The 13439-nt window shown below is 41.6% G+C and carries 14 protein-coding genes and 2 riboswitches; all 14 genes read left to right on the top strand.

Translation table 11 applies throughout. The annotated features are described in order from the left end of the window. Positions 1-187: 187 nt before the first annotated feature. A riboswitch (cobalamin riboswitch) is annotated at positions 188-375 on the bottom strand. Positions 376-602: 227 nt separating this feature from the next. Continuing rightward, positions 603-784: riboswitch (cobalamin riboswitch) on the top strand. 155 nt (positions 785-939) lie between these two features. Genes ACKVQX_RS06910 through ACKVQX_RS06975 form a run of 14 tightly spaced genes read left to right on the top strand, consistent with a single transcriptional unit; the run spans position 940 to position 13430 of the window. Further along, entirely contained in the window at positions 940-1314 is a 375-nt protein-coding gene (locus tag ACKVQX_RS06910) for a ferredoxin (protein WP_068453943.1), read from the top strand. After that, positions 1314-2945 (top strand): precorrin-3B C(17)-methyltransferase, encoded by a 1632-nt coding sequence (gene cobJ, locus ACKVQX_RS06915; protein ID WP_409136138.1) that lies wholly within the window; start codon positions 1314-1316, stop codon positions 2943-2945. The genes ACKVQX_RS06910 and cobJ overlap by 1 nt, the downstream gene beginning before the upstream one ends. 11 nt (positions 2946-2956) lie before the next feature. Continuing rightward, positions 2957-3868, top strand: coding sequence for a sirohydrochlorin chelatase (locus tag ACKVQX_RS06920; RefSeq protein WP_409136139.1), 912 nt, complete (start codon positions 2957-2959; stop codon positions 3866-3868). Then, positions 3865-4620 (top strand): precorrin-6A reductase, encoded by a 756-nt coding sequence (gene cobK / locus ACKVQX_RS06925; RefSeq protein WP_285216417.1) that lies wholly within the window; start codon positions 3865-3867, stop codon positions 4618-4620. Before ACKVQX_RS06920 ends, cobK begins: the two co-directional genes overlap by 4 nt. 2 nt (positions 4621-4622) lie before the next feature. After that, a complete protein-coding gene (locus ACKVQX_RS06930; RefSeq protein ID WP_068453937.1) occupies positions 4623-5318 on the top strand; it encodes a precorrin-8X methylmutase in 696 nt (231 codons plus the stop codon). Next, positions 5318-6430 (top strand): cobalt-precorrin-5B (C(1))-methyltransferase, encoded by a 1113-nt coding sequence (locus ACKVQX_RS06935; RefSeq protein ID WP_121176835.1) that lies wholly within the window; start codon positions 5318-5320, stop codon positions 6428-6430. Before ACKVQX_RS06930 ends, ACKVQX_RS06935 begins: the two co-directional genes overlap by 1 nt. Further along, positions 6414-7619: a precorrin-6y C5,15-methyltransferase (decarboxylating) subunit CbiE gene (gene cbiE / locus ACKVQX_RS06940; RefSeq protein ID WP_409136140.1), complete on the top strand. Its 1206-nt coding sequence runs from the start codon at positions 6414-6416 to the stop codon at positions 7617-7619. The genes ACKVQX_RS06935 and cbiE overlap by 17 nt, the downstream gene beginning before the upstream one ends. Position 7620: 1 nt before the next feature. Next, on the top strand, positions 7621-8319 hold the full coding sequence (gene cobI / locus ACKVQX_RS06945; RefSeq protein ID WP_082701434.1) for a precorrin-2 C(20)-methyltransferase: 699 nt from the start codon (positions 7621-7623) through the stop codon (positions 8317-8319). Beyond that, entirely contained in the window at positions 8319-9095 is a 777-nt protein-coding gene (gene cobM / locus ACKVQX_RS06950) for a precorrin-4 C(11)-methyltransferase (RefSeq protein ID WP_068453932.1), read from the top strand. The genes cobI and cobM overlap by 1 nt, the downstream gene beginning before the upstream one ends. Further along, positions 9095-10228 carry a cobalt-precorrin 5A hydrolase gene (locus ACKVQX_RS06955; RefSeq protein WP_068453931.1) on the top strand — a complete coding sequence of 378 codons (1134 nt, stop codon included), beginning with the start codon at positions 9095-9097 and terminating at the stop codon, positions 10226-10228. Before cobM ends, ACKVQX_RS06955 begins: the two co-directional genes overlap by 1 nt. After that, on the top strand, positions 10225-11601 hold the full coding sequence (locus ACKVQX_RS06960) for a cobyrinate a,c-diamide synthase (RefSeq protein ID WP_409136141.1): 1377 nt from the start codon (positions 10225-10227) through the stop codon (positions 11599-11601). The genes ACKVQX_RS06955 and ACKVQX_RS06960 overlap by 4 nt, the downstream gene beginning before the upstream one ends. Then, a complete protein-coding gene (gene cobA / locus ACKVQX_RS06965; RefSeq protein WP_409136142.1) occupies positions 11580-12356 on the top strand; it encodes a uroporphyrinogen-III C-methyltransferase in 777 nt (258 codons plus the stop codon). The genes ACKVQX_RS06960 and cobA overlap by 22 nt, the downstream gene beginning before the upstream one ends. Continuing rightward, on the top strand, positions 12334-12894 hold the full coding sequence (locus ACKVQX_RS06970; RefSeq protein WP_068453927.1) for a nitroreductase: 561 nt from the start codon (positions 12334-12336) through the stop codon (positions 12892-12894). Before cobA ends, ACKVQX_RS06970 begins: the two co-directional genes overlap by 23 nt. Next, positions 12894-13430, top strand: a complete 537-nt coding sequence (locus ACKVQX_RS06975) for a cob(I)yrinic acid a,c-diamide adenosyltransferase (RefSeq protein WP_068453926.1) — start codon at positions 12894-12896, stop codon at positions 13428-13430. Before ACKVQX_RS06970 ends, ACKVQX_RS06975 begins: the two co-directional genes overlap by 1 nt. Positions 13431-13439: the final 9 nt, after the last annotated feature.

Raw genomic sequence — 13439 nt, forward strand, 5'->3', positions numbered from 1 at the left:
ATTCGCACGATTTGGCACGATTAAGAGAATGGGTAAAAAATAAACTAGCTTTAATAATTTCTTCAACACGTTCAAACGTCCTCCTTTTTCTTTGAGAATGTGCACAAAAAAACCTATTCTACAATATAGAATAGGTTAAAAAAGACATAGCAAAAAAAGCTGTCTTTCATACGCCTATCCTCGTAGGGTGAAATCAATCTTCGGTGGCAGGTCTCCTGGCTTCGCCTCATCATGTATCAACACCTTCCCGTTCATTGAACAGTGGCATATCGTTCATACACTCCGCTTCACAGTTGCGGGACAGCATCGGATTTACACCGATTTCCCTTTTAAGTAAGTTCATCAAAAACTTACACCATCGAATCGTTAAAATTATTTGATATTTCTAAAAAAGCTTATCATAAAACGCTAAATTTTGACAATACGTATTTTTTTTAACAAAAATTTTTTATGTAAGAATACTGGATAAATGCAGAGATTTCAGTGTTTTTTCAAGGTAAATAAACTTTAATAATATTCTATCAAAATGAATTTTCAGAAAAGTGTCTTGAAAGTTAGACAAATTATGGTTATGATTATAACCAAGATTTTGAAATTACATATAACGATTGTATTTTAGGAGTGCCTATTATTTTTAGGTTAAAAGGGAAAATGGTGAGATGCCATTACAGCCCCCGCTACTGTATAAGTGTCGAAACAGTCAGATCCATTGGCGAATTGCTGAGAAGGGACTGCGTTCGGATACACTTGAGTCAGGAAACCTGCTTCTAAAATCGGACAAACTTTTCGGTGGGAAGAGATTTGGACAAACTAGTAGTTGGGCTACGTTTATTTCGTTATGCTCATTTTTAGGATGTTCAACCTCTATTCGCCTAGAATAGAGGTTTTTTGTTTGCGCAAAAGCGGATCGTTCGGATACATACGAGGGGGATGTTAGACATGACAACTTGGAATTTGAATGGTGTGCAATCACACGTATTAATTTGTAATGGTAGTAGCTGCATGCGTAAAGAGGGAGAAGAGATTACACAAAAAATTCGCGCGGAAATTACAGCGCGTAACTTGGATGAGCAGATTCATACATCACGTACACGTTGTAACGGACGTTGTAAAGATGCATGTGTCGTTGTGCATTATCCAAAAGGCGATTGGTATAGCATTACGTCGGAAGAAGAAGCGACACGTTTTGTAGCGCAACTTGCAGGTGAGCAAAAAACGGTTGTACCGCGTATTACATTTGAAAATGGCGCGTTCGTTCGTAATGAAGATACACCAGCGATTAAGGGGATTTCAAAAGTGAAGGAGGAAGTTTAATGACACAACAAGGAAAATTGTATGTCGTTGGCTTCGGTCCTGGAGACTTTCAGCATATTACGAATCGTGCAGTAGAAGTATTAAAATCATGTGACGTTGTCATCGGTTATAAAACCTATGTCGATTTGATTCAAGATTTAATTACAGCGACAGCCGTAATTAGTACAGGGATGACAGAAGAAGTGTCGCGTGCGCAAGAAGCAGTAAAACAAGCAGAGGCAGGTAAGTCTGTTGCCGTTATTTCAAGTGGCGATGCAGGTGTGTATGGTATGGCAGGACTTGTGTACGAAGTGTTAATTGAACAAGGTTGGACGGAGAAAACAGGTGTACCGATTGAGATTGTGCCAGGAATTTCAGCTATTAATTCATGTGCATCATTACTAGGCGCACCCGTCATGCATGATGCTTGTACGATTAGTTTGAGTGACCATTTAACACCATGGGATCTAATTGCAAAACGAATTGAAGCAGCTGCGATGGCAGACTTCGTTATTGCTTTTTATAACCCGAAAAGTGGTCGTCGTACACGTCAAATTGCGGAAGCACAGCGCATTTTACTGATGTATCGTCATCCAGATACGCCTGTAGGTCTAGTGAAAAGTGCTTATCGTGAGACGCAGCAAATTCAGATGACGACGCTACAAGAGATGTTGGAATACGATATTGGGATGTTGACGACCGTTGTCATTGGGAATTCGTCGACATTCATGTATGACGGGAAGATGATTACACCGCGTGGTTATCAGCGTAAATATACACTTGGTGAAGAAAAACAACCGTTAAAGCCGCATCAGCGTTTGAAAAAAGAAGCAGAACCATGGGCGATGGATCAGGAAACAGGAAAGTCATACGCGCCACAAGCGATTGCTACAGTGGAGCCGAAAAAGCCTGAAGTAGATACGTTAGCACTTGCAGAGGAAGCGCTTGGCTATCTTGGTGGAACCGTTGTTGAACCGAAACAATATGTTCACCAGAAGATGGAGGCAATTTTCGAGTTTGCGGTCAGCCCAGGCGTAGCGAATAAGAAGATTACACCACAGCAAATGCTTGTGTTAGCCGAAGTAGTGGGTGAAAAAGGTTCGATGGAATATACGCCAGACCATGAATTTATTCTTCGTATTCCAACCACATCACCTGAACGTATTACCGATCGTTTGCGAGAAGTCGGTCTCATAATCGCACCGGTTGGCGATGTTGTGAAAATGAAGGCATGTGATTTCTGTGACGGTGAAAAAGCCGATGCGATTCCATATGCAGATGCACTGCAAGAGGCATTTGGTGGAATGAGCTTACCGAAAACATTAAATATTGGTTTTAATGGCTGCGGAATGGCTTGTTATAAAGCAGTGATGGATGATATCGGAATTGTTTACCGAAAAGGTGCATTCGATGTCTTTATCGGCGCAAAACCTGTCGGACGGACAGCGCACCCGGGTCAACCTGTAGTTGAGGGACTAGACAAAGAACAGTTAGTACCTCTTGTAGAATCGATTATTCAAGAATACAAAGCAAATGCGCATCCGAATGAGCGCTTATTCAAATATTTTAAACGTGTGAAGAAGATTGGAAACTTTATTTATCAAGATCTCACACCAAAAATCAAAATTGCCCCTGCACCTTGTGGGGATTAGGAGTGTTGAAGATGAAAACAGCAGTATTAATCGTAGGTCATGGTAGTCGTCTACCAGCAGGAAATGAAGAAGTACGTCAATTTGCAAAGCGTATTGAAGCGCAATTACCAGAGCAACTTTTAGTGGAAACATGTTTTTTAGAATTTGAAAGTCCAAATATTGCACAGGGAATGAAGGCGTGTGTCGAGCGCGGCGCAGAAAAAATTATTACGATTCCAATTATGCTTTTACAAGCAGGGCATTCAAAAATTCATATTCCAATGGCGATTGATGAAGCGAAAGAATTGTATCCACATGTATCGATTACATATGGTCGTCCATTAGGCATTCACCCAAGTTTAATTGATATTTTAGAGTACCGTTTAGCAGAGAGTGGTTTTGTAAAAGACGAACAAGATGAAGATACGACGGTCTTATTAGTAGCACGCGGCGGTAGTGATTTAGATTCAAATAGTGATGTTTATAAAATCGCGCGCTTATTGTCAGAGCAAATTGGTGTGCGTAATGTAGAGCCTGCGTTTATGGGTGTGACCTATCCAACAGTGGATGAGGGGATTGCACGTTGTGAAAAATTAGGTGCGAAAAAAGTATATATGCTACCGTACTTCTTATTTACAGGTATCTTAATGGAGCGCATGACTGATTGGAAAGCGCGCTATGATACGGAATACGATATGGATATTACATTATGCGAATACTTTGGCTACCATTCATTACTTGAAAAAGTGGTGATTGAGCGTATTGAAGAGGCGTTAGCTGGCGATGTGAAAATGAACTGCGATACGTGTACATATCGTATTAATGCATCTGAATTTGTCGACCATCATCACCATCACGACCATGATCATGGGCATCACCACCATCATCACAATCACGACCACAGTCATGACCATGCGCACGAACATAAGGAAGTGCATCAATAATGTTTTTTCTAGCAGGAACGAGTGATGCGCGTGCGTTAGCTGTTCGACTGAATAACCATCACGATGTTTTAGCAACAGTAGTGACAGATTCAGCGGCTGCGAGTTTGCAAGCAGAGGGAATTGCGACACATGTGGGGCGCTTAACAGCAGAAGAGATGGCTGAAAAAGTGACAGCACGCGGTGATCAAATCATTGTCGATGCAAGTCATCCCTATGCAGAAGAAGCATCAAAAAACGCACAACAAGCGGCACAGTTAGCAGGTGTCCCGTATTGTCGCTACGAACGGATGTCTGAAGATTATGAAAATGACTTGATTACAGTTGTTGAAACATATGAAGAAGCAGCGCTTGAAGCGAAAAAGCGTAAAGGGAATGTGATGTTGCTGACAGGGAGTAAGACGCTACAGATTTTCACGAAGCATTTACTTGGTGAAGAAGAGATTACATTAATCGCACGCATGTTACCGCGCATTGACAATATGGAAAAATGCGAAGCACTTGGTTTACCGCAAAAGCAGATTATTGCGATGCAAGGACCGTTTACAGCAGAGCTAAATACGGCGTTATACAAACAATACGATACGACATTGATGATTACGAAAGAGAGCGGGAAGGTTGGTTCGGTTGATGAAAAAATCACGACAGCTTTAGCACTTGGAATTGAAGTGATTTTGATTGCACGTCCGAAAATGGATTATCCGAATATGTTCCGTAACTTTGATGATATTGAGCAATTTATAGGAGGCATTTGATCATGACAAATGAGCAACAAGAAAAAGAATTATTTATTAATACCGACAACTTTAATACGGATTTCACACCTTTAACAGTAGAGCCGAACCGTATTTATGAATATAGTTTTGAAACGATTTTAGAAGAATATGGTCCGCATGATTATTCAGAAGATGAGTGGTCAATTATTCGTCGTATCGTGCATGCATCAGCCGATTTTGAATTAGGAAAAAGTGTCATTATTCATCCAGATGCGATTCGTGCAGGTATTGAATCGATTCGTGCTGGACGACCTGTGATTGCAGATGTACAGATGATTCAAAGTGGTTCAGGTCGTAAACGATTCCAAAAACATGGTGGCGACCTATATTGTCACATTGCAGACGAAGATGTATCGAAAATGGCGAAGGAACATAATACGACGCGTGCGATTATTTCGATGCAAAAAGCAGCGCGCTTACATGAAGGTGGTATTTATGCGATTGGGAATGCACCAACTGCACTACTAGAACTAATTCGTCTCATTCGTGAAGGAATTGCAAAGCCCGATTTAATCATTGGTATGCCAGTTGGTTTCGTGTCAGCAGCTGAATCAAAAGAGGAATTATCGAAAGTGACAGAAGTGCCTTTCATTACGAATTTAGGTCGTAAAGGCGGTAGTACGGTAACCGTTGCGGCACTAAATGCAATCTCGATTTTAGCTGATCGCCAAGACTAATGGAAAAGAAGAAGAAAAAAGACCCGAAAGATATGCGCCATGGCTATACGACAGGCGCATGTGCCACTGCAACAACGAAAGCAGCTCTAATTGCTTTACTTTCGGGTGAAGAACAAGAATCGGTGACGATTTTTTTACCGGTTGGAAAATATGCCACATTTACGATGGAGCATACCGTACGAGAAGGAGAGGCTGTTCGTTGTGGCACGATTAAAGATGCAGGAGATGATCCTGATGTGACGCATTTAGCACTGATCGAATCGACTGTATCTTTTATTGAAGGTGATGCCATCGTTTTAGATGGTGGTGTCGGTGTAGGACGTGTAACAAAACCAGGGCTTCCTGTGCCTGTTGGAGAAGCAGCGATTAATCCTGTACCGCGTAAAATGTTAGAGGAAGTTGTGAAAGAGACACTCGAACATTTCGGCGTGAAGCGAGGTGTGAAAGTCGTCATCTCGGTTCCAGCTGGTGAGGAGTTGGCGAAAAAGACATTGAATGGTCGCTTGGGAATTGTCGGTGGTATTTCCATCTTAGGAACGAGAGGAACCGTTGTACCGTTTTCAAGTGCAGCTTATATGGCGAGTATTGCTGAAGCTGTTAGTGTTGCACATGCAGCAGGACAAAAACATTTGATTTTAACGACAGGTGGACGGAGTGAGCGCTATGCGATGGCGCTTTTTCCTGATTTAGCTGAAGAATGTTTTATTGAGATGGGTGATTTTGTCGGTCATGCATTGAAGCACTGTAAAATACATGACATTCCGCAAGTGACATTGGTCGGTATGATGGGGAAATTCTCAAAAGTGGCACAAGGGGTCATGATGGTTCACTCGAAAAGCGCGCCAATTAACTTTGAGTTTTTAGCAGACCTTGCAGCAGAGAGTGGTGTACCGCCCGCATTACAAGAAGAAGTGAGGCATGCGAATACGGCTTCGCAAGTAGGCGAGATTATGCTAGAACATGGCTATCAAGCCTTTTTTGATCGTCTTTGCATGGCGTGTTGCCATGCGTCGATTCAACATGTGAAAGGAAACATCAATGTGAGTACCTACATTTATTCAATGAAGGGCGAGCAATTAGGAAGGGCTGAACAAATTGACAGCATCGATTAAATTAATCGGGATTGGTGATGGGGGAAAAGCAACCTTAAACCAGCAAACAACCGAATGGATTGAACAAAGTGATGTATTAGTCGCAGGTGAGCGTGTTCTTGCCTTTTTCGATACATATGAAGGACAAAAAATCGTCATTAAAGGCGGTTTAAAACAAGTTGTGGAACAGATTCAAGCAGCTACAGGTAACATTGTCGTACTAGCTTCAGGCGACCCTCTTTTTTACGGAATTGGGCAATATCTTTCGAACAAAATGCCATTAGAGATTTATCCGCATGTGAGTTCTGTTCAACTTGCCTTTGCACGTTGTCAAACGAGCTGGCAAGATGTAAAAGTCATTAGCTTGCATGGGCGTTCAATAAAAGGGCTTGCTCAAAAGATGAATGGTGAAAAGAAAGTGGCGCTTTTAACAGATGAAGTGAATTCACCGAATGCCATTGCACAGTATTTACTTGATTTTGGCTTCCATGAATATCGTGCTTTTGTCGCTGAAAATTTAGAAGGTGCAGAGGAGCGCTGTCGTCATTTCACATTAGAAGAGATGAAAGAAGCAGCATTTTCGCCACTGAATGTGGTCATTTTAATCGCACAGGAAACACCGCACGTATGGCCGCTTGGTATTGAAGATGAGGAATTTTCACAGCGCAAGCCAGATAAAGGGCTGATTACGAAAAAAGAGATTCGTGTATTATCCATTCAACAATTAAATGTGAAGCCAGATTCGATTATTTGGGATATTGGCACATGCACAGGTTCGATGGCGATTGAAGCAGGGCGTATTGCAAAAGAAGGAGCAGTCTATGCAATTGAGAAGAATGAGCCTGATTTAGCAAACTGTCTTGAAAATCAGAAGAAATTCCGCGTAGATGTGACGGCAATTCATGGGAAAGCACCTGAGCGTTTAGACGAATTTCCGAATCCAGATGCGGTCTTTTTAGGCGGTACAGGCGGAAATATTCGTGATTTATTGACGATTTGTTCAGAGCGCTTAAATGAAGGTGGGCGCATCGTTTTAAATGCGACAACAATTGAAAATTTAGCAAAGGCCGTTGAGATCTTTAAAGAATTGGGTCTACACGTACATATTATCCAAGCGCAAATCGCACGCAGTAAGCCGATTTTGGATATGACACGTTTTGTTCCACTCAATCCAATCTTTATTATTACAGCGAGCAAGGGGGAAAATTAAGATGGCAACATTGTTCGGCTTAGGGGTAGGTCCAGGAGATCCCGAATTAATTACAGTGAAAGCTTTTCGTGTGATGAAAGAATCACCTGTCATTGCCTATCCAAAGAAAATGAAGGGCAAAAAAAGTTACGCACAGCGCATTGTTGATGTCTATGTGAATGGCATGGATAAGGAGATGCTTGGGCTTGTGTTCCCAATGACAAAGCATCAGGAAACATTAGACCGCGAATGGAATAAAGCAGTTGATGAAGTATATGCGCGTATTGCGGAAGGAAAAGACGTAGCATTCGTAACAGAGGGCGACCCAATGCTCTTTAGTACGTTCATTCACTTGATGACATTGATGCAAGAACGTCATCCAGATGTCGACATTCAAATGGTTCCAGGGATTTCATCATTTAATGCCTCTGCTTCAAGATTAGGTATTCCACTTGGTGAAGGAGACGACCATATCGCGATGATTCCAGCAGTCGACGATTACGATGCGATGCGTCGCGCGATTGAAAATCATGATGCCATCGTCTTTATTAAAGTGGCAAAAGTGATTGATTTAATGCTTCAAGTGTTACGTGATTTAGACTTATTAGACCGCGCACATGTGGTCACAAAAGTAACGTCCGATGAAGAAATCATTTGGAAAACATCTGAACTTGATGGTGTCGAGCTTGAATATCTTACATTAATGGTGGTGCGTAAATAATGAAAAAAATTTATATTGTGGGCGCAGGTCCGGGAGATCCTGATTTAGTAACAGTAAAAGGATTACATATTATTCAAACAGCTGATGTTGTGATGTATACAGATTCTTTAGTGAATCAAGAATTAATTGCGAAGGCTAAGCCAGAAGCGGAAGTTGTGAAAACAGCAGGTATGCATTTAGATGAGATGGTACAAGCGATTGTTGATCGTGTAAATGAAGGGAAAGTGGTGGCACGTGTTCACACAGGAGATCCAGCGATGTACGGTGCAACCATGGAACAGATGGCGATTTTACAGCAACATGATATTACATGCGAAATTATTCCGGGTGTGAGTTCTGTATTTGCGTCTGCTGCAGCAGTAGGAGCCGAGTTAACAATTCCTGATTTAACACAGACACTTATTTTAACGCGTGCAGAAGGTCGTACTCCTGTACCTGAATTTGAAAAATTACGTGATTTAGCAAGTCATCATTGTACGATTGCACTATTTTTAAGTGCGACATTAACGAAGAAAATCGTGCGTGAATTACAAGATGCAGGTTGGTCGGATGATACGCCAATCGCAGTAGTACAACGTGCAACATGGCCAGACCAAAAGATTGTACGTACGACATTAGTGAATTTAGATGAAGCGATGCGTACGAACGGAATTCGTAAACAAGCAATGATTTTAGCTGGTTGGGCATTAGATCCACATATTCATGAAAAAGATTATCGTTCGAAATTATATGATAAAACATTTACGCATGGTTTCCGTAAAGCGGTGACAGAGTAATGGTCATCGAGTTACGTGATGATGTATTAGCGCCAATTGAAGTGAAGCATCCGTATGCGATTGTCGCAATTACTAAGCATGGTGTGGAGATTAGTCGTAAACTACACGCGGCATTGCCAAACACAGATGTCTATTATATGAGTAAGTTTGAACGTGGTGATGAGCGCGCGCATAATGTTCAATTATTTAGTGGTAGCGTGCGTATGTTATTCCCAGCATTATTTAAGCATTATCAAGGTATTATCACCATTATCTCACTCGGTGCAGTCGTACGCATGATTGCACCTGTGTTAGTCGATAAAAAGGTCGATCCAGCTGTCGTTGTCATCGATGACCGCGGTGAGAATGTCATCAGCATGTTATCAGGGCATCTTGGCGGTGCAAATGCTTTAACGCATACGGTAGCAGAAGCTCTACAAGCGAATGCGATTATTACAACAGCATCTGATGTTCAAAAGACCATTCCAGTTGATTTATTCGGTGCGAAATTTGGCTGGCAGTGGGATTCTGATACACATTTGACACCTGTATCGGCTTCAGTTGTCAATGAGGAACATGTGGCGATTGTACAAGAGACAGGTGAAAAAGATTGGTGGATGCATGATACACCGATGCCGACGAATCTAAAACAATATGACACGATTGCAGAAGCGATGGATGCAAAACCACAAGCAGCACTCGTAATTACACATCGTCTCTTACAACCAGATGAATTGATTGAAAATGCGGTCGTCTACCGTCCGAAATCATTAGTCATTGGTATGGGGTGCAATCGTGGTACATCAACAGAAGAAGTAGAACAAGTCATTCAAGAAACATTACAAGAACTCGGCTTATCCATCAAAAGCGTGAAGGCACTTGTGACATTTGAATTGAAAAAAGATGAGCCTTGCTTCCATGAGGTTACGTCAAAATATGACTGGGAATTTAAGTGGTATTCAAAAGACGAGTTGAATGCAGAACAAGTGACAGCACCTTCGGATACGGTTTTTAAATATACAGGTGTTTATGGAGTAAGTGAACCAGCTGTACGTCGTTATAGCGGGAACAGTGAACTATTATTAGTGAAGAAAAAATCAGGAAATACAACCATTTCGGTTGCGGAAATTGTTTATGAGGATGTGAGAGAATGAATCGTTTTGTCATCGCAGGGACGAATAGTGGTGTAGGAAAAACAACACTTACAATTGGTTTAATGGCAGCATTACAAAAAAGGGGGTTGACGGTACAGGGATTTAAATGTGGCCCCGACTATATTGACCCATCATTCCACCAAGCTGTAACAGGTAGAACATCGCGTAATATTGATAGTTTCATGTTTGAAGAAGACGTTGTAAAAGACATCGTCATGCGTGCAACTGCATCAAGTGATGTCGCGATTATTGAAGGTGTTATGGGATTTTACGATGGGAAAAATCCATTGTCAGACGTGGGTTCAACAGCGGACATTGCAGCGATTACAGAATCGCCTGTTATACTCGTTGTGAACTGCGCTGCGATGGCAAGAAGTGCAGCAGCGATTGTGAAGGGATTCCAACTTCTATCGAACCAACCGAAGATTGTTGCGGTCGTTGCGAACCAAGTGGGAAGTGCAAGTCATTTTCAAATTGTGAAAACAGCAATCGAAGCAGAATGTCGCATACCGGTCATTGGTTATATGAAGAAACAGCCTGATTTACATATGCCAAGTCGCCATCTAGGGCTAATTCCTGCTTTGGAACGCGGTGAGATGCAAGATTATTTTGATCAATTAGCTACGCTTGTAGAAGAAACGATTGATCTCGATCAATTATTAGATGTAACGAAGGCCGCGCCATTAGCTGTAACATCTTCTGTTTTTACAAAACAAACTGAACAGACTTGTACCATCGCAGTTGCAAAAGATGCAGCATTTAACTTTTACTATGAAGAAAATTTAGAGCTTTTACAGGCAAATGGGGCCAAGCTTGTTTATTTTTCACCTTTAGCAGATGAGGAAGTGCCAGAAGAAGCAGATGGTTTATATATTGGCGGGGGCTTCCCAGAAGAATTTGCGGAGAAACTTTCAAAGAATGAACGCGCAAAACAATCCATTCAATCATTCATTGCTTTAAAACGCCCAACCTTTGCTGAATGTGGAGGCTTTATGTATTTAACAGAAGCGATTGAAACATTGGAGGGAGAACGTTTTGACATGGTCGGTGCCATTCCAGGATGTACGAAGATGCAAGGAAAACGTGTGGCACTCGGTTACCGAGAAATCTATGGCAAAAAAGATAACTTTTTAATTAAAGAAGGTATGGTTGCAAAAGGACATGAATTCCACTATTCAACATATGAAGGGGAAAGTGAAAACCATGCATATGATACGAAGGGAAAATTCAAAGCAAAAGGCGAAGGTTATTTACGTGACAATATCGTTGCGGGCTATACACATTTTCACTTCGCATCAAATCCAGCAGTAGCAGCACGCTTTGTTAGCGCATGCTCGGAAAGGAAGGTCTTATGTACGGAAAAGTCTATTTAGTAGGTGCGGGGCCTGGCGATTTAAAGTTAATTACCGTAAAAGGGCTGGAATGCGTACAGGAAGCAGATGTCATTGCATATGACCGACTAGTAAATAAAGAGTTATTGAAATATGCTAAACCAGGTGCTGAATTGATTTATTGTGGTAAAGAACCTGGTCGTCATCATTTTATTCAAGAAGAAATTCATGCATTACTCGTTGAAAAGGCGAAAGAGGGAAAAGTAGTGACCCGTTTAAAAGGCGGTGATCCATTCGTATTCGGACGTGGTGCAGAGGAAGCGCTCGTACTAAGACAAGAGCAAATTCCATATGAAGTCGTTCCAGGTATTACAGCGGGAATTGCAGCGCCAGCTTATGCAGGAATCTCAGTGACACATCGTGAAATGGCATCAAGTTTTGCGATTATAACAGGGCATGGGCGTGATTCAAAAGGACAAGACACGATTCAGTGGGAACATATCGCAACAGGTATTGATACACTTGCTTTTTATATGGGTGTTGGGAATTTACGTTATATTTCCGAACAGCTAATAAAACATGGTCGACCTGCTACAACACCGGTTGCCATTATCGAAAAAGGTACAACAGCTGAACAGCGTACGATTGTATCCACATTGGAATGTATTGCAGATGAAGCAGTCGAACAAAATATTAAAAATCCAGCGATGGTGCTCATTGGTGAAGTAGCAAGCTTACATGAAACACTCGTATGGGTAGAGGAGGAACAACAATATGTCAGTCATTCAGTCTATTAAAGAAAGACGTGCGATTCGAAATTATACAACACAACCTGTAGAACGTGAAAAAATCGAACAATTAATTGAAGTGGGAACATATGCACCAACGGATCGTTTGCGCGAACCATGGCATTTTTATGTTTTTGGTGAAGAAAAGAAACAAGCATATGAACAACTAGCAACAACATACTTAGAAGAACGTTTTCCAACGAAGCCACATTTAGTTGAAAGCTCACTAAAAGTCGTGCGTACAACACCGGTTGTCATCGTTGTAACATCGAAGGCTGTTGAAGGCGATGCAGATGCGACAATGGACGACCTTTGTGCAACAAGCTGTGCCATCCAAAATATGTGGTTAGCGGCATCTGAACTCGGTCTTGGGTTTGTATGGCGTACACGTGGTGTCGGTCTTGTACATGATGAACGTTTACATACATTTATTGAAGCTTCGTCTGATGAACGAATCATCGGGACGATTTTTATTGGTTATCCAGAAGGCGATACACCAGAACCGACAAAACGCACACCAGCTGTAGAAAAGACGACGTGGTTATAATGGCAAGACAGGGATTATTCTTACTCTATACAGGTGATGGCAAAGGGAAGACAACCGCCTCTTTAGGTGTGACATTACGTGCGATTGGTCGTGGATTAAGCGTTACGTATTTACAATTCATTAAAAATCCAGACCGTACATATGGCGAAAAGCTCGCTTTAGCGAAGCTGGGTGTTGAGATGAAGCAGATGGGCATTGGTTTTACATGGACGAAAACACCAGAAGAACATCGCGAAGCACTGAAAAAAGCATGGGCTTTAACAAAAGAGAAGCTACAAGATGATACAATTGATGTACTCGTATTAGATGAATTAAATAATGCACTCGCAATTGACCGTTTTCCGATTGATGACGTACTACCACTTGAAGAAGTCGTCGAAGCCATTCGAAATCGTCCGAAAACGATGCACCTTGTCGTAACAGGTCGCAGTGCAAAGCAACCATTAATTGATTTAGCTGATCTTGTATCTACAATTGAACCAACAAAACATTATTATGATGAAGGTATTCCAGCAGTGAAAGGACTTGAATTTTAAAGGGGGAAT

The organism is Kurthia sp. ISK08 (assembly GCF_046159805.1).
Lineage (GTDB): Bacteria > Bacillota > Bacilli > Bacillales_A > Planococcaceae > Kurthia > Kurthia gibsonii.